At 68.8% G+C, this 17,192-nt stretch carries 13 protein-coding genes; 7 read left to right on the forward strand and 6 right to left on the reverse strand.

The window, feature by feature from the left end:
* Nucleotide 1: 1 nt before the first annotated feature.
* From NRB20_RS32695 to NRB20_RS32705, 3 genes are all read right to left on the reverse strand, one after another.
* The gene (locus NRB20_RS32695) at nucleotides 2–742 is read right to left on the reverse strand and encodes an NYN domain-containing protein (RefSeq protein ID WP_153415332.1); all 741 of its coding nucleotides are present in this window, start codon (nucleotides 740–742) and stop codon (nucleotides 2–4) included.
* Nucleotides 743–833: 91 nt separating this feature from the next.
* Nucleotides 834–1,670 (reverse strand): tRNA (guanosine(46)-N7)-methyltransferase TrmB, encoded by an 837-nt coding sequence (gene trmB / locus NRB20_RS32700; RefSeq protein WP_153415277.1) that lies wholly within the window; start codon nucleotides 1,668–1,670, stop codon nucleotides 834–836.
* Between the two features lie 59 nt (nucleotides 1,671–1,729).
* Nucleotides 1,730–3,091 (reverse strand): lipase family protein, encoded by a 1,362-nt coding sequence (locus NRB20_RS32705; protein WP_153415278.1) that lies wholly within the window; start codon nucleotides 3,089–3,091, stop codon nucleotides 1,730–1,732.
* A gap of 796 nt (nucleotides 3,092–3,887) precedes the next feature.
* On the opposite strand from NRB20_RS32705, the gene NRB20_RS32710 reads away from it, so the two are divergent.
* The 5 genes from NRB20_RS32710 to NRB20_RS32730 all read left to right on the forward strand — a co-directional run bounded on the left by NRB20_RS32710 (nucleotide 3,888) and on the right by NRB20_RS32730 (nucleotide 9,689).
* On the forward strand, nucleotides 3,888–5,018 hold the full coding sequence (locus NRB20_RS32710; protein WP_319945691.1) for a hypothetical protein: 1,131 nt from the start codon (nucleotides 3,888–3,890) through the stop codon (nucleotides 5,016–5,018).
* Entirely contained in the window at nucleotides 5,005–6,534 is a 1,530-nt protein-coding gene (locus NRB20_RS32715) for a hypothetical protein (RefSeq protein ID WP_319945692.1), read from the forward strand. The genes NRB20_RS32710 and NRB20_RS32715 overlap by 14 nt, the downstream gene beginning before the upstream one ends.
* Nucleotides 6,535–6,884: 350 nt before the next feature.
* A complete protein-coding gene (locus NRB20_RS32720; RefSeq protein ID WP_153415279.1) occupies nucleotides 6,885–8,717 on the forward strand; it encodes a phosphoenolpyruvate carboxykinase (GTP) in 1,833 nt (610 codons plus the stop codon).
* Between the two features lie 308 nt (nucleotides 8,718–9,025).
* A complete protein-coding gene (locus tag NRB20_RS32725) occupies nucleotides 9,026–9,226 on the forward strand; it encodes a hypothetical protein (RefSeq protein WP_153415280.1) in 201 nt (66 codons plus the stop codon).
* A gap of 175 nt (nucleotides 9,227–9,401) precedes the next feature.
* Nucleotides 9,402–9,689 (forward strand): hypothetical protein, encoded by a 288-nt coding sequence (locus tag NRB20_RS32730; RefSeq protein ID WP_319945693.1) that lies wholly within the window; start codon nucleotides 9,402–9,404, stop codon nucleotides 9,687–9,689.
* A 22-nt stretch (nucleotides 9,690–9,711) separates the two neighbouring features.
* Here NRB20_RS32730 and NRB20_RS32735 read toward each other — a convergent pair whose 3' ends face one another.
* Nucleotides 9,712–10,575, reverse strand: coding sequence for a class I SAM-dependent methyltransferase (locus NRB20_RS32735; protein ID WP_153415282.1), 864 nt, complete (start codon nucleotides 10,573–10,575; stop codon nucleotides 9,712–9,714).
* A gap of 291 nt (nucleotides 10,576–10,866) precedes the next feature.
* Here NRB20_RS32735 and NRB20_RS32740 point away from each other — a divergent pair, with 291 nt between their 5' ends.
* Nucleotides 10,867–12,045 (forward strand): glycosyltransferase family 4 protein, encoded by a 1,179-nt coding sequence (locus NRB20_RS32740; RefSeq protein ID WP_319945694.1) that lies wholly within the window; start codon nucleotides 10,867–10,869, stop codon nucleotides 12,043–12,045.
* On the opposite strand, the gene NRB20_RS38640 is transcribed toward NRB20_RS32740, so the two are convergent.
* Nucleotides 12,005–14,158 (reverse strand): hypothetical protein, encoded by a 2,154-nt coding sequence (locus NRB20_RS38640; protein WP_406603909.1) that lies wholly within the window; start codon nucleotides 14,156–14,158, stop codon nucleotides 12,005–12,007. The genes NRB20_RS32740 and NRB20_RS38640 overlap by 41 nt on opposite strands.
* A 236-nt stretch (nucleotides 14,159–14,394) precedes the next feature.
* Between NRB20_RS38640 and NRB20_RS37760 the strand changes: the two genes are divergently transcribed.
* A complete protein-coding gene (locus NRB20_RS37760; RefSeq protein WP_227834096.1) occupies nucleotides 14,395–15,741 on the forward strand; it encodes a polysaccharide biosynthesis protein in 1,347 nt (448 codons plus the stop codon).
* A gap of 143 nt (nucleotides 15,742–15,884) precedes the next feature.
* Here NRB20_RS37760 and NRB20_RS32765 read toward each other — a convergent pair whose 3' ends face one another.
* The gene (locus NRB20_RS32765) at nucleotides 15,885–17,036 is read right to left on the reverse strand and encodes a DUF3068 domain-containing protein (RefSeq protein ID WP_153415283.1); all 1,152 of its coding nucleotides are present in this window, start codon (nucleotides 17,034–17,036) and stop codon (nucleotides 15,885–15,887) included.
* Nucleotides 17,037–17,192: the final 156 nt, after the last annotated feature.

Here is a 17,192-nt window from a genome sequence, read left to right on the forward strand (position 1 = left end):
TTTAAGCGACTCCTTGCGCGGGGCGGGAGGTGAGCAGTGCGGACAACGGCCGGAAGGGCTGGAGCCAGGCACCCTCGTCGGGCAGCGACTCGAGGCTGACCCGGGGAAGTGGTTCGCGGAACACTCCCGGGATGTCCTCGAGGTCGATGAACTCGAGGATATCGGACGTCACGGCCCAGCTCGCATGCTCGCGGAATCCGAGCACCTGCACCGGGACGCCGCCTGCGGCGATCTCCTCGAGGGGTTCGCGGAACGCCTGACCGTCGGCGGAGGCGACCATGATCCCGGCCAGACCCGTGCCGCGACGGCGTAATTCGATGTGCGCCAACATATCGCTGTCGACGTCGGAGTCCTCGTCGATCTTGGGTTTGGCGAAGACCGCGTACCCGACGTTGCGCAACGCCTCCACCCAGGGCCGCACCACATCGGCGGTGCCGGGCGCGATATTGGTGAACACCGTCGCCTCGGCCTCGATCCGGCCGGTGCCCCCGGCGGACAGTTCGGCGGTGCGGGCCAGCAGCCAGCGGCCCAGAGCGTCGAACCGCGGCCGGTACGCCGCGGTGGGGCGGCCGCCCAGGATCGCGCCCAGGCCCATGTCCAGATTCGGCGCGTCCCAGACCAGCAGCACCCGCCGCACATCGGTACCGCTGCCCTGCGGCGCCGATCCGGCTCCCGAGCTTCCGGTGGACGGGGCCGGGGCGCGGCCGCTGGGAGTGCTGTGCGACACCTCGGCGACGGCCATCACGTCGTGGTCCATCTCACTGACCGTCATGACCGCGCATCACCGCCCCCACGACTGGCTGAGCTAACTGTTCGCTCGCTTCGCACACTCATCATTCGATCTTCCCCCAAATCAGCTCGGTGATGTCACTTCCGGCCCGATGCGCCTTGCTCTCGAATTTGGTCACGGGCCGGTCGAAGCCGATCGGGGCGGATTCGGCGAAGCGGTCGCGATCGCCGCCCGCGGCCTCGTTCAGGCCGATGAACTGCGGTTCCGCCGCACCCACCGCCGCGATGTGCTCGGCGTAGTCGGCGTGGTCGGTCGCGACGTGCAGAATCCCGCCCGGCTGCAGACGGCTGGCGATGAGCGTCATGGTGCTGGGCTGCAAGAGGCGGCGCTTGTGGTGGCGGGCCTTGGGCCAGGGGTCGGGGAAGAACACCCGGACGCCGGTCAGTGAATCCTTGGCAATCATGTGTTCGAGGACCTCCACCGCATCGCCGCGCAGCAGCCGGATGTTCTCGATGCCCTCGCGTTCGATGCGTTGCACCAGCTGTGCCAGGCCCGGCCGGTAGACCTCGATGCCGATCAGGTCGAACTCGGGTTCGACCTGTGCCATCGCGGCGGTCGCGGTGCCGGTGCCGCAGCCGATCTCGATGATCAGCGGGGCCTGCCGGCCGAACCAGGCCGGTGCGTCCAGCGGGTCGTCCGAGACGTCGCGGCCGATCCGCGGCCACATCCGCGCCCAGGATTGCTGCTGCGTAGCGGTGAGTGCGCCACGGCGGGAGCGGAAGCTGGTGACCCGGGGATGCAGGCGCGAGCCGGTCGGGTGGGCCGGTGCGGCGGCGGGCTCCGGTGCGTGGTCCGAGGCGCCGAGGGCCGTCGATGCCGTGGACCTCGGCCCGGGGACCGGCTCTGCTGGGTGGTTCGCGGCGTCGTTCACGGCGTCCATTGTCCAGTATCGGATGATCAGCACAGCAGGCGACCGCGCAACCCTTCCCGGACTATCGATCAGGCCGCCAGCGTGCGGGTCGGCGTGGACGGCGGGCCCGACGCGCCGCGCAACGGTCGTCCCAGGGCGACTCGTGTTGCGGTGCGCGTCATTTCGAGCAGACCCCGCCAACTCGACGAATCGGTGAGCACCGACCAGATCGTGCGGGTGCCCGGCTCGGGCAGCGGACGTCCGGCGATCCGGTCGGCGAGCCAGTCCAGCGTCAGCGGGGTGGCCAGCGGCAGCAGGCTGAAATGTTCGCTGAGCCGGTCGCGCAGGTAGGTGACGTTGGCGCCGCCGCGACGGTAGCGCGCGACTTGCTCGTCGATCGCGCGGACGTTGATGACCTGGTCGTTCACCGGTTGGATCAGCAGGATCGGGCAGTTCGGCACGTGGCCGCCCAGGCGCAGGTCATCGAACATCGCGCGCATGTGCGGTTCGGCGAGGATCTCCGCGAGCGGGCGGTCGAGGTAGTCGCCGACGTCGCGTCCGGTGAGGCGGGGCAGCGCGAGCATCGGGGCGGAACGGGCGGCGACGTCCAGCAGGTGGCGGCCCTCGGCGTCGAGTTCGGCGTCCAGGAGTTCGTCGAGCGCCGGGTAGAGGCGGCGCAGGGCGGCGATCATGATCGGCGGGAATCCGGCGAAGCGTCCGCCGTTGAGGTCGGTGAAGACCTGTCCCGGATCGCCGACCGGGGCTCCCAGGACCGCGCCGACGATATCGAGTTCGGGGGCGTAGCTCGGGGCCATCTCGACCAGCCAGGATCCGGCCATGCCGCCGCCGGAGTAGCCCCACACCGCGACCGGGGTGCGGGCGTGCAGGTCCAGCGGGGCGAAGCCCACGGCCGCGCGAATGCCGTCCAGGCTGCGGTAGCCGGGTTCGCGGGGCGCGCCGAAATTACCGTGCGGCCCTTCGTGATCGGCGATGCTGATCGCCCAGCCGCGTCGCAGCGCGCCCGCGACCAGCATCCATTCCAGCTGGGTGATCGAACCGGGGGCCACCGCGCCCAGGCGCAGGGCATAGGAGGGCGCGCACTGTTCGGCGGTCGCGTCGATCGCCGATTCGAAGGCCAGCAGCGGGCGTTCGACCTCGGGATCCGCGTCGGCGGGCAGCAGCACCGTGGTGATCGCGGCCTCGGCGTCACCGTTCATATCGGTGCTGCGATACAGCAGCTGCCAGGCCGAGACCTGCTGCGGAACCAGGCCGAACAGCCCGATCCGCACCGCGCGGGTGCGCAGGATGGCGCCGGGTGCGTAGCGGCCCAGATCGGCGGGCGGAACCAGGAACGGATCCCGTGACGGCAGCAGCGGACGCGCCGCGCCGATCGTGTCCCGGACGCCGGATATCGCGTCGACCCGTCCGATGACGTCCTCGATGACGGTCATCGCAACCTCCTCACTGAGCCTGGTGACCAGGCCGTCCCCCGCACCCGCCCACCCGGACCGGCACCGGGCACAGCCCTGCCCCACATCGACGGTGCCGCCGACGGCCTCACCCTAGCGACCGCCCCTCGCCCCGAAAACCTCACCACACCCGAATTGTGCTGTCTCTCAATGAAACAGCCGCCATCCAAGGCCGATTCCCGATTGCCCCCTGTGATCAATGACACAACATGCTCGGTGCCGACCGGGCCAGCACCCGCCGCCTACAGCGGTAGCCGCCGCGGGCCGGGACAGTGCGGCGAGTACCGGACCGGATGCTCGATGTTCGAGGGGCGGGCGGTTGACAGTCGGGTGGCATCCTGGCTGTGCGAGGTGCGGTAGCCGCCGCAGGCTGGGGCAGTGCGCGGCGAGTGCCGGACTGGATGCTCGCGGGGCAGGCGGTTGACGGTCGGGTGGCATACCGGCTGCGCGAGGTATCGGTCTGCCAGGGAGATCGGCGATTTCCCGGCCCGGACTCGGCGAGTCGCTGCCGTTGGCGTCGTGATCGGGCGCGGCCGAGCATGGTCTGTCGCTGCGGTGAGTGGTTGGGCGATCGGTCGAAATCGCCGCACACCGTGTCTGGATCCGCACCCTTTCTGTGGTTCGGGGACGGCGTGTCGTGGCCGTGTCGGGCGCGGTTGGCGGGTGGAGGTTGACGGGGTGGGGTTCAGGTTCGATATTCGGCGGGGTAGATACGGTGGTCCGTGCCGACAATCCGGGTGAGTTCTGCGAGAATTGCCCGCTGGAAGGGGGTAGAACCGTGCCGACAGACTCCGCGGCAGCCAGGTTGGTCGCCGAACAGGGCGGACCCGCGCCGGAACTGGACCAGTTGATCGCGAATCTGCGAACGGGTCCGGGGAGTGATCCGACCGTGGCCGGGCAGGTCATCGCCGCCGCGAGCGGGTGGCGGCGTCCGGTGCGCATTCAGGTCACCGGCCGCGCGGGTGCGGGCAAGACGACGCTGCTGCATGCGCTGGCATTGATGTCGGCCGAGGAGACCACCCCGGTCGACGAGCCCGGCCATGCGGATCCGGTGCTGGACGCCGATCTGCTCGTCTACGTGCTGTCCTCCGCGCTGCAACCGGGCGACCGCGCGGTGCTGTCCCGGCTGCCGCGCGACCGCACCGTCGTCGTGCTGAACAAGGCCGACGCCGTCGGGTCCCGCTGGGGCGATGCGGTGGCCGCGGTCGACCAGTGCTCCTACGAAATGGGTATGGCCACGCTGCCGGTGGTCTCCGAACTGGCCGTGCGGACCAGATCGGGCACACCCTCGCAGGAGGATCTGGCCACGTTGCGGCGGCACGCCTCGACGACCGATCCGTCCTTCACCCTGACCGGGGAACTGTTCTGCTCGCCGGATTTCGGGCCCGATATCGCCGAACGGCAGGCGGTGCTCGCGCACTGGGGCCTGTTCGGGGTGTCGACCGCGATGGCGGCCCTGGCCCACGACCCGGATCTGGGTCCGCAGACGATCCGGCAGATTCTGCACACGGTCAGCGGTATCGATCCGGTGCACGCCCTGCTGCACCGCCGGTACGAGCTGTCCGCCGAACAGCGCGGCGGCGACTTCCTGGACGAGCTGGCCCGCCTGGCCGCCCGCGCCGGTGGTCCGGGTGCGGGCCGGGCCCGCGATCTGATCGAGGACTACCTGGCCGGTGACGAGGCCCTGTGGATCGGACTGCGGGCCGGACTGGCCTGTCCGGAGGTGGTCCACCTGGCCGCGGGCTATCGATCGCCGTACCCGGCCGATGCCGATGACGCGATCGCCAGGGCCCAGCGCTGGCGCGCGGTGCTGTCCAGCGATATGCCCGCGTCGGCCCGCCGGGCCGCACTGCGCGCGCACAACGGATACATCCGATTGTTCGAGCGGATGAGCAGTGCCGGACTCTGACCCGCCCCCGAGTTCCGCCCCGGCAACGCTCTCGCCGGAAGTGCGGGCGGTGCTCGGGCGCTGGAATCCACAGGGCGCGGCCCTGTTACGCGCGGCCGGGGGCGCCGCGGACAACGGGGCCGTGCCGGTAGCGCGCGCCGCCGAGGCCGTCACCCTGATCGCCCCGGCCGATGCCAGCACCCTGCTGCTGCGCACCGAACTGGCCCGTTTCGAGCCGTGGATCGCGCTGACCGATCCCATGGTCGACCCGGCCACCGCACCCGCGGTGGCCCTGGTCCTGCTCGACGCGGGAGCCGCACTCGGCGCGAGCACGCTGGGCGTGGTGTCCCGGCTGCGCGCGAACGGCACCCGAATCCTGTTCGCCATGAACAACACTCACGCCTACCCGGACTGGCGCGCGGTCCTGGACCGCAACACCGCCCTGCTGATCCCGGTGCTGGGCGGCGATCCGGGCATCGTGCCGGTCTCGGCCCGGCTGTCGGTGGCCGCCCGCCAGTCCGGTGACGCGGCCCTGCTGGACCGGTCCGGTCTGGGCGTGTTGCACACCCGGCTGACCGCGGCCGCGGGCGCGGACGGCGGCGCGGACCGCCTGGCCGCCGTGCTGCACCGGGTGCTGTCCGATACCCGCGAACGCATCGTCGGACAGTCCGCCGAACTGAATTCCGGCGCGGAGGTCGCCCGCCTGCGCGAGGAGCGCGCGACGCTGCTGGCCACCCGCGATGGCGGCCGGGCCCAGGCGATGGCCGCCCTGCGCAACCGCATGCACCTGGCCCGGATGGATCTGCTGCACGACGCCGGGGCCCGCATCCGCGCCCTGAACGCCACCGCCAGATCCGACCTGGACCGCCTCGGCCGCCGCACCATCAAGACCTACCCCGCCGATCTGCAGCAGTCGGTGAATCAGCTGACCGGCGAACTCGACGCCGTCCTGACCCACCGCCTCGCCGACGTGTCCCACCAGCTCGAGACCGTCACCGGCCCGACGCCCGAGGCCCCCGTCCGCGCGCCGGTGCCGCGCACCGATCCGCCGCCGCGCCTGGGCCCCGATCCCGAACCCCGCCATCGCGGTGTGGAGGACAACCTGATGATCGCGCTGGGCGCCTCCGGCGGATTCGGTCTCGGGCGGCTGGCGGTCGCGCCGTTGGCGCTGGTCCCGGCGCTGAACTACGCGACGATCCCGGTCACCCTGCTGCTCGGCGCGGCCGTGGCCTACTGGGTGGTGCGCACCCGCGCGCATATCGCCGAGCGCGCGCATGTGCGGCAATGGGTCACCGACGCCCTGGTGAATGTGAAGGCTCAACTCGAACAGCGGGTGTCAACCGCTCTGGTCGAGGCCGAATCGCAACTCACCGATCAAGTCGTGCGCGCGACGACCGCACGCGTCGTCGAAACCGATCGCCGGGTCGCGGAATTGGAATCGCGGGTGCGAGAGCTGAATTCTCGCCAGCCCGCACAACTGGCCGCCTGCCGTCGCGATCTCGAGATCCTCGATTCCGTTCGTACGCAGCAGCTATGAACTCGATGCGGGCACTCGACCGGTTCGTCGCGGCGAGTTCGCTGTTATCTTCGCCATAACTCCGGCGCGCGCGTATTTCCGGGAAACAGACGTTTCGTGATATTCCTCGCGGCCACGGTTGACAACCGCGTGGTCGGGGTACCGAGTGAGCAACCCCATTCCGTACTCACCGTCACATCGCGTTAACCTCTTTACCTAAGGAACATCGGCATCCGCGTCCACTCATATGCCGCCCCCGAAGTCGGCGAGACGGAACGGGTGCCTACCGCCAATGGTGGCTGTATCGGTGTCGTGAGCTGTTCCGGCTGCTCGCTCACAGCACCACGGTCGCCCATCTCAGGAGAGTTTTCATGACCTCAGTGACCATTCCTGGTCTTCGCGGATCCGATGGCACCGCACCTGTCGAGCACGCGGCGCTGCTCGAGTGGGTGGGGGAGGTCGCAGAACTCACCCAGCCCGACCGGGTGGTGTGGGCGGACGGCTCCGACGCGGAGTGGGACACGCTGACCGCGGCACTCGTCGAGGCCGGTACGTTCCAGCGCCTCAACGACTCGAAGAAGCCCAACTCCTTCCTGGCGCTGTCGGACCCCTCCGATGTCGCGCGGGTCGAGTCACGCACCTACATCTGCTCGCGCACCGAGGCCGAGGCCGGCCCGACCAACAACTGGGTCGACCCGAGCGAGATGCGCAAGACCATGACCGAGCTGTACCGCGGCTCGATGAAGGGCCGCACCATGTTCGTGGTGCCGTTCTGCATGGGCCCGCTGGGCGCCGACGATCCGAAACTGGGTGTGGAGATCACCGATTCGGAGTACGTGGTGGTCTCGATGCGCGTGATGACCCGGATGGGCAAGGCCGCGCTGGAGAAGCTGGGCACGGACAAGCCGTTCGTGAAGGCCCTGCACTCGGTCGGCGCACCGCTCGCCGAGGGCCAGGCCGATGTGCCGTGGCCGTGCAACGACACCAAGTACATCACCCACTTCCCCGAGGATCGCGAGATCTGGAGCTACGGCTCGGGTTACGGCGGCAACGCCCTGCTGGGCAAGAAGTGTTACTCGCTGCGTATCGCCTCGGCGATGGCGCACGACGAGGGCTGGCTGGCCGAGCACATGCTGATCCTCAAGCTGATCTCGCCGGAGAACAAGAACTACTACGTCGCCGCCGCGTTCCCCAGCGCCTGCGGTAAGACCAACCTCGCGATGTTGCAGCCGACCGTGCCGGGCTGGCGCGCGGAGACCCTGGGCGACGACATCGCCTGGATGCGTTTCGGCGAGGACGGCCGCCTGTACGCGGTGAACCCGGAGTTCGGTTTCTTCGGCGTCGCCCCCGGCACCAACCACAGCTCGAACCCGAACGCGATGGCCACGCTGGAGGCCGGCAACACCGTCTACACCAACGTCGCGCTGACCGACGACCACGACGTCTGGTGGGAGGGGCTGGAGGGCGAGCCCGATCACCTGATCGACTGGAAGGGTAACGACTGGTTCCTGCGGGAGACCGAAACCCTTGCCGCGCACCCGAATTCGCGTTACTGCACGCCGATGTCGCAGTGCCCGACGCTGGCTCCGGAGTGGGACGACCCGCAGGGCGTGCCGATCTCGGCGATCCTGTTCGGCGGCCGCCGCAAGACCACCATCCCGCTGGTGACCGAGTCCTTCGACTGGCAGCACGGCGTGTTCATGGGCGCGACCATGTCCTCGGAGCAGACCGCCGCCGCGGAGGGCAAGGTCGGCAACGTGCGTCGCGATCCGATGGCGATGCTGCCGTTCATGGGCTACCACGTCGGTGACTACATGAACCACTGGATCAACCTGGGCAAGAACGCCGATGCCACCAAGCTGCCGAAGATCTTCTACGTCAACTGGTTCCGGCGCGGCGACGACGGTCGTTTCCTGTGGCCCGGATTCGGCGAGAACTCGCGCGTGCTGGAGTGGATCGTCAACCGCATCGAGGGCAAGGCCGAGGCCGAGTCGACCGCGGTCGGTAACGTCCCGACCGCCGCGCAGCTCGATCTCGAGGGCCTGAACGTGGATCCGGCCGACGTGGACGCGTCGCTGAAGGTCGATCTGGACGAGTGGCGCCGGGAGATTCCGCTCATCGAGGAGTGGTTCGAGTTCGTCGGCGATAAGTTGCCGTCCGGTGTGCGGGACGAATTCGAGGCGCTCAAAGAGCGTCTGGGCTGAGTGGTCCGCGCAGAGTAGTCCCCGCTGCGAAAAGCGCACCGCCCGTACCATCGGCCGATGGTACGGGCGGTTTTTTCGTGCGTCGGCGCGGTTCCGGAGAAACGGTGTGTGATTTCACGCGGATCCCGTGCGGCCCGGACGGGTATGAAACAGGCGTCGGTGCCTTATTCTCGAATGTGTTCTACATCTCAAAGTCCGTCCGATTCGATTGCGGGAAATTAACTAATCGGCTGAACTGAATGCCTGGTCGGCTCGACGGACCATTTCCGTCGCAGGTCGGCGCAGGCCGATCATGGAGGTGCGTGGGCATGGCCGAGCTGGAGTTCGATTCGCCCGTCGTTCCGCGGACAGCCGAGTTCGAGCTGTCGGGTGGGAGTACGCCGATGCGCCGGGCCGCGCGGCAATTGCAGGCGGCACTGCCGGACGGGTGGGAGGTCGAGGTCGTCGACGCGCCCCGGCGGCCGGGGCAGATCGCGGCGGCGATGTTGCGGGTGCAGACGCCGCGGTAGTTGCGTACGTCACAGTGATCACGCTGGTTACCTCCAGGCATCCCGAGTCCCGAAACCCTACCTGACGGTTCGCTTCTCGCAGAACGCACTATTGCGTTTTAGTCGCCGCCGGGGCATGCTGATAGCTAGCTGCTTTGGCCGATTTTTCAAATGCAATTGCAGGGGAGCCCGAGTCGTGGCGGTGCAAGTAGTCGGCAGATCGTTGATGACCAGCGATCAGACGCCGCACCAGGCAAGATCCGTCGGCGTGGGCGGGTGGGTCGTATCCTTCCTGCCCGGCCGGACGCTGACACTCGAACAGGCCACGGCCGCGCTACAGGCGGCCGAGGCGGTTGCCGCGGTGCGCGAGCTGTCCGGTTCGGTGGGCCTCACGCCGTTGGAAACGGTGGGGTTGGCCATGCAGGAACCGCCGTGGAACGAATCCCCGCGGGCCGCGGGGCGCAAGTTCTGGCGTCGTGGCTGACGCGCGGGCAACCTTCGCGCGGTCAGCGTTTGACCAGGACCAGCACCAGGTTGCTGACCAGTAGTTCCCTGATGAGCGGCACGCGCACGAGCCACCAGGCCCAGCGCGGGTGGTAGCGCGGGAATGCGGCCAGCACGTCGGCGCGGTCGCCCGCGTGCGCGGCCCAGCGCAGCCCGTCGGCGGCCCGCACCGCGAACAGTGAGGTCCCGAAGCGGTTCTTCGGCTCGTGACCGGTGCGTCGCCGATAGCGGCGGGCCGCGTACTCCCCGCCCAGATAGTGCCAGGGCCCGGTCTCGTGCCCGCCGAACGGCCCGGCCCACACGGTGTAGGACAGCATCATCAGCCCGCCCGGCCGGGTCACCCGCAGCATCTCCTCGGCCATCCGCCACGGGTGCGGAACATGTTCGGCCACATTGGAAGACAGGCAGATGTCCAGCGCGTCGTCGCGGAACGGCAGCGCCATCCCCGAACCCCGGACCGCGCCGCGCACGCTCAGGCCCGCGGCGTGCATCTCGGTCGGATCGGGTTCCACCGGAAGATAGCGGGCCCCCGCGGCGGTGAACTCGTCGGCGAAATATCCCGGTCCGCCGCCGACGTCCAGGACGATCGCGCCGGTCAGTGAGCAGCCGGTGAGATCGCGGTAGAAGTCGCCGATCAGCTCGGCGGTGTCGGTGGCGATCCCGCCGTAGAACAGTGCCGGATCGGTCTGCTCGAATCGGAAACTTCCCAGCAAACGCAGGGATCGGCGCAATGTTGCGCGCCGGGCGAAGCTCGGGGACTTCCGGCCGACGAGGGCGGCGGCTCGGCGGATCAGCGCGGCGGGGCGGGGGAGTGTGGCGCGGCGTTCAGCGGTGGGACGCGGCCCGGTTCGGTCGGCTCGAAGCATGGCATGCCAAGTTTTCCACAGAGATCCCACACCCCCGTGGGTGGATCGGGCCGCTAGTGTGGAGCGGATTGTCACCTCATCCGTTCCGAGAACCACCTGGAGTGCGCTGTGCTCGACCCCGGACCTCGCGGGCCGTCCGCGGCGATTCGAGCTGCCGGGGGTGAGGCGGGTTCCGCGACGGGGGAGTTCGCCGGATCCCTGGAAGGCGTGTGGTCGGTCGATTCGTCCGGGGTTGGCCCGGCGGTGATACCGGGTGCGACAGCGTGTGCCGATGCGGCGACGCTCCGGGACGTGCGGGAAGTGCTGCTGCTGTGCTGGCGCGACACCGGGCACCCGCAGGGCGGGGGTAGTGAGCGGTATCTGGAGCAGGTCGGGGCGGAGCTGGCCGCGCGCGGGGTGAAGGTGACGTTGCGGACCGCGCGGTATGCGGGCGCGGCGCGGCGGGAGCGGATCGACGGGATCGAGATCAGCCGGGCCGGTGGACGTTACACCGTGTATCCGCGGGCGCTGGCGGCAATGCTGTTCGGGCGCTTGGGATTCGGGCCGTTGCGCGAGGTACGGCCCGATGCGGTGATCGATACGCAGAACGGCATCCCTTTCTTCGCCCGCGCCGTGACGCGCGCGCCCGCGGTGGTGCTGGTGCACCACGGACATCGGGAGCAGTGGCCGGTCGCCGGTCATTGGGTCGGCCGGGTCGGCTGGTGGATCGAATCGCGGCTGTCGCCGTGGGCGCATCGGCGCAATCAGTATCTGACGGTGTCGCTGCCCTCGGCCGAGGAACTGGCCTCGCTCGGGGTGGAGCGATCGCGAATCGCGGTGGTGCGCAACGGCGCCGAACCCGTTCCGGCGCACGTGCCGACCGGTGCCGCGCAGACCCGCACGGCGCATCCGAGCATCGTGGTGCTCTCGCGGCTGGTGCCGCACAAGCAGATCGAGGACGCGTTGGCAGTGGTCGCGGCGTTGCGGTCGCGGCATCCCGGGTTGCATCTGGACGTCATCGGCGGCGGCTGGTGGGCGGAGAATCTGAAACTCCGTGCGCACCAACTGCATATCGCCGGATCGGTCACCTTCCACGGACATGTCGACGAGGCGCGCAAGCACGAATTGCTCTCGCGCGCATGGGTTCACGTGCTGCCCTCGCGTAAGGAGGGGTGGGGGCTGGCGGTGATCGAGGCCGCGCAGCACGGGGTGGCCACGGTCGGTTATCGCAGTTCGCGTGGGCTCACCGATTCGATTGTGGACGGTGTGACCGGGGTGCTGGTGGACGATTCGGAGCAGTTGAGCGAGGCCGTCGGGGAGCTGCTCGCGACCGCCGAGACTCGAACTGTCATGGGGGAGAAGGCTCGTGCTCGGGCGCGGGAGTTCTCGTGGGAGTTGACCGCGAACGGGGTGCACGAGGTGTTGTCGGCCGTGGCGCGTGGGGAGTACGTCAGTGGGCTGGTCGCGCCGCGCGTCCCGGACGTCGAATAGGCCATATCGCGGCCAGCGCGCCCGCGACCAGTAGCAGGGCCCAGGCCAGGTGTGCGGCGATCGCGATTGTCCGGTGTGTGCCAAGGGATTTCGCTGTGTTTTCGCGCGGGTCGGGCACGCGGTACAGGCTCAGATCGGGATCGGAGTACACGGCGGTCAGCCGGTCGAGGGTGGCTTTCGAATCGCCGAGTGGGCCGGGGGAGGTGTGTTCGACCAGGATCCAGCCGACCCCGTGTGCGGCGAGACGGGTCGGGTCCGCGCCGCTGAGCAGCAGTCGCTCCACGGTTCGCGCTCGGGTGCCCTCTCCCGCGACGCTGCCGCCTCGCACCGGGAGTTCGCCGGTCTGCAATACGTCGCGGGGGAGCATCCGGGGTGCCGGATCGAGTACGGGAACCCTTCCGCTGTACGGGAATTCGCGGAACATTCCGGTCGGTAGCACCGCGACGTCGCCGGGGCCGTCCATTCGCTCGGCAACATCGTGCCATCCGGCGGGGTATCGCACGGCGCGCATCTGGTCACCCACGCCCCATGCGAGATCCGGCAGTACCACGATCAGCAATGCGATGAAAACCGCTGCGACCAAACCGATTCCGTTGGGCGTGCTTGTGTCCGTCTTGTTCGGTGATCCGATTTCCGTGGTGCCGAAGTGTTTCGAGTCCGCTTCGGTCGTTTCGGGGTCTTTCGGGCTGTCGAGAGTATTCGTGCGGTACTTGTCGACGGCGTCGGAATTGTCGGAGTGGTTTTCGGCAGTATCGGCGGATTCTCTCGTCGAATTGGGAGTTTCATCGGGTATGTTCTCCGCCAATCGGTTTGCCGGAATATCGGTCGGCTCGTGCGGTGCGAACCTTATTCTGGCGGCGACCGCGTGGCACCCCGCTGCGGCGCACAGTGCGAATGCGGGCATGGCGAGGGCGACGTATTTCTGTGTGTCACGCAGTAATCCGGCACCGGGAATCCGGGTGACGAGGAATTCACCGATCTGCAATCCCCACCCGGTCGCGCCGAGCGCGGGGAGCACGATCGCCAGCGCCGCCAGGATCAGCAGCGCGCGCCGGGGGTAGCGGGTGGCGGCGTCATCGGATGCCGCCACGCGCCGGACCCCGGCAGCCACGATGAGCAGCAACACCACCGTCCCCACCAGCGCGAACAGCGTCATCCGCGACCCGGGTACGGCCTGCCCGTTCCAGATCCCACCCAACCCCGCCAAACTCCCGATCGTCCCCAGCCCCGGCTCGGCCCGCGCCGCGAACGCCGTGATCCCCGCCGGATCCGAAGGCTCCGCCCCCGCCCCCGACAACATCGCCGCCACCAACCAGGGTGCCGAGGCAACCACCCACAAGCCCAGCGCCCCAACGATATTCCGCCGCCCAACCACCACCAATGCCACGCACCCCGCCAACAACGCCCCCGTCGGCGTCAGCCCGGCAGCGGCAAGACATCCCCCCAGCATCAACCACGCCGCTGCCTTTCGGCCGCGTTCATTCGGCCACGCGTGCGAGCCCGCGCCGGTATCTTCCGCGCGATTGCCCTGCTCGCTCGTTCCACCCTCCGAGGTCACCCGATGATGCGGGCTTGTCCGGCCGCTCTCGTTCGTCCGGTCACTCTCGTTTGTCGAGGCGGACGTGTTCTCCCCGTTGTGCCTCCGTGGCGTGTCCTCGCAGCTCAGCCGGTCCGGTTGTATTGCAGCAGTAGATACTTCGCGCACGCCGTGCCGAATTCGCAGGGCTGCCAACACCGTCCACGGCAGGGCGGCATATCCGGCCAGAAGACTCCAGTGCCCTTGAAGCAGACGCTCGGCGACATACGGATTCCAGATGGCAAGCGTGGCAGCAACCAACTGCGGCCCGAGCGAAACACCCAGCAAGCGCCGAGCCAGCGCAGCCCCCCCACACCCAGCTGCCCACAGCGCGACAACCAGCACTCCCTTCACCACAATCCCACCGTCCACCACGGATGAGACCATCGCGACCAACCAGTCCTGCGGCACAGCCCGCGGCGCAGCATCCCCCAACCCCAAAGCGGAATCGGTCGAATACGACCGCGGCGTACTCACCCCATCCCGCAACAACAGGTACCCCGCCCCGAACAACGGCCCCACCACCACAACCGCCAACACCAAACTGAACCCCACAGACCAGACCCGCTCCCCCCGCCCCCCGCGCCAGCGCCCAGTCACGCTGAGCCACCCTACGTCCCCACCCCCGGCCCCACCCATGCCCGCCCCCGCAGCCGAGTGGGGTGGGCGGGCCGCGTCGGTGGGGGGAGGGCGGGAGGTGGCAGCATGGCGGGATGTTCGGTGTCCGGCGTCTGCCTGCTGTTGCGGATTTGACGTTGGTTACGGCGGGGGCGATGACGGCGAATGTGGCGGGGTATCTGTTGCAGTTGCTGGCTGGGCGGTGGTTGGGGGTGGTGGGGTACGGGGAGTTCGCGAGTTTGCTGGCGGTGCAGTTGTTGTGTGCGGTGCCGGCGTTGGCGTTGCAGAACGTGGTGGCCCGGGAATTGGTGCGGGGGGCCCGGGTGGGGACGGTGCGGGCGCTGGGGTGGTGGTGTGCGGGGGTGGTGACCGTTGTCGCGGCGGTGTTGGTGCCGGTGGTGAGCGCGGTGTTGCATGTCGGTGTGGTCGCGGCCGCGGGGGCGTTGCTTGCCGCGCCCGCGCAGGTGCTGTTGTCGGGGGAACAGGGGATTCTGCAGGGGGGGAAGCATTTTCGGGCGCTGGCCGTGGTGCTCGGGGGTGTGGGGATCGCGCGGGTCGCACCGGCGGTGGTCGTGCTGGCAGTGGGGGGAACTTCCGCTCCCGCGCTGTGGGCGGCTGCGCTTGGACTGTTCGTCGCGGCGCTCGGTGCTCGGTGGGCCGCGGCTCGGGTCGTGAGTCCCGGCGCTGGCGATGAAAGCACCGATATTCGGGCAGCGCCGGGTGAGGACTCTGCCGAGGTCGTCTCGCCCTGGAATACGACCGCGGCGACGGATTCCGGGCTGCCTGATCGGGGGGCCGTCTCTCGGAACAGGACCGTCACGAGTGATTCCGGGCTGGGGCCCGCGCGTCATGCGACCGCCGCGACGCACCTCCGGGATGCCGCGCGGATTCGGGCGGGCGGGCTGGCGGTGTTGCGGGCCGTGCAGGTGCAGGCGGCGTTGATGGCGATGTCGTCGGCGGATCTGATCGTGGCGCGGATCGTGCTCGAGCGCGATGACGCCGGTCGCTATGCACTGGGTGCCATCGCCACCAAGATCGCGTTCTGGTTGCCGCAGGCGGTCGGGGTGGTGCTGTATCCGCGGATGGCGCAGCCGCGGAATTCCGCGCGGGCGATCCGGGCCGCGCTGGGGGTGCTGTCGGGGGTGGGCGTCGCGGCGGTGGCGGGGGCGGCCGTGCTCGCGCCGCTGGCACCGCTGCTCGCCGGCGGTGACTATGCCCCGATCCAGGGCTGGCTGTGGCTGTTCGCCCTCGACGGCGCGCTGCTGGCTCTGCTCCAGGGCGCGCTGCTGTCGGCGATCGCGGTCGACCGCACCGCCCCGGCCGTGATCACCTGGGTCGGACTGGTCGTCGAGATCGGCGCCATCGCCTTGTTCGCCCACAGCCTGCCCGCGCTGATCGGCATCTCGACCCTCGTCGTCGGCACCGTCGCCGCAGTGATGATCATCGTGGTCCTGCGCGCGGCCACCCGCAATCATGAAGTGCCAGCGCAACATTCCGCTTGAACGCGCTTACCGGCCATCGACGCGCGGTGTTCGATGATCGCTGTGCTGCCGAGGTGTATCCGAGTATCCCCACGAACGAAAAAGCCGGTGGCTCCCCGTATTCCAGGGAGCCACCGGCGAATTCTATTGCCCTACCGGAACATTCACCCGTTCCGCGGCATCTTGAGCTGCGTCGTCGGCTGATCGTTGAGGTTCACCCCGGAACCGAAGCGCGCCTCCGCGGCCTCGCCGCCCTTGGGGCTCTTCGGCCGCACCAGACGTCCGGGCTTCTCGGAGCCGCCGCCGCGCAGGCCGAACACCAGGCCGACGATCAGCAGGACCGCGCCCACGATGCCCAGGATGATCGGCAGCGTCCGCCCGTAGAGCGAGATCTTGTCCATGTTGTCCTTGGCGATCGCGATCTGCGAATTCACCGTGTTGTCGTCGAACACCAGCGTCGACTGCAACGCGGTCACATCCGGCTTGTCGCCACTGCGCGCGTAGTACATGTGGATCTGCTCGGAACCCTTGATGATGGTGCCGGTCTCGGGCTCCACCCACACGTCGCGGGTGTTGGTGTAGTAGCGATCCATCGTCACCGTGGTGTCACCGCCGGGGATGCCCCACTTGGAGGCGGGCAGGGCCACCTGGTTGCTGGTGCTGCTGACCACCTTCGACAGATCGGTCGCCGGGATCTTCTGCTGGAAGTGGTACACCTTCAGATCGTTGATCTCGGTCTGCTCGACGAAGTTCATGTCGAACGACTTGCGCGCGTTGATGTCGAAGTACGGGTACGTCTTCTTGTCGGTGCCGATCGGGAACCGGTACTGCAGGCCGTCGTGTTGGATCGGGTCGGCGATGCTGTTGCCGTTGCTGTCGGTGTTCACCGCGATCGAACCGTTCGGGTCGTCCTCGACGGGCATCCCGGTCTTGCGGTCGATGGTGACCCGGTCGATGACCGCCGAGAGCAGTCCGGTCTCACCCTGGGCGTCGATGTTGCGCAGGGTCTGACCGGCCTGGATGGTCATCTCGGTCTTGTCCGAGGGATCCTCGACGGTCAGGTAACGCTGCGAGATCAGATGCACGTTGGAGTTGACCTTCACCGCGCCGGTGCCCGAGAGTGATTTGATGTCGAGGACCTTGCTGGGCGCGTTCGTATCGCTGGGCGCGATCGTGGTGATCTCCAGGTCGAGGGGAGTCTTGGCCAGCTGACCGAGGGTATACGTCGGGATCATCAGGGCCGCGACGATCAGCAGCGCACCCAGACCCACGAGAGCGCAGGCCACCGTCCTTCTGGTACCGGCACTGAGTGCCATGCAAACTCTCCTCGTCGTAGTACCAAGCTGTTCCGAGTAACGCTGCGGTCACGGCGTAGCACTCGTGAGCCCCGACACTAACAGTCCGTACCCCTCGCGCGCCGATCCGAGGCCGGAAACATCCCGAATCCGGGTGCGAACGCGCACGCGGCAGAC

The organism is Nocardia macrotermitis (genome assembly GCF_009604405.1).
Lineage (GTDB): Bacteria > Actinomycetota > Actinomycetes > Mycobacteriales > Mycobacteriaceae > Nocardia > Nocardia macrotermitis.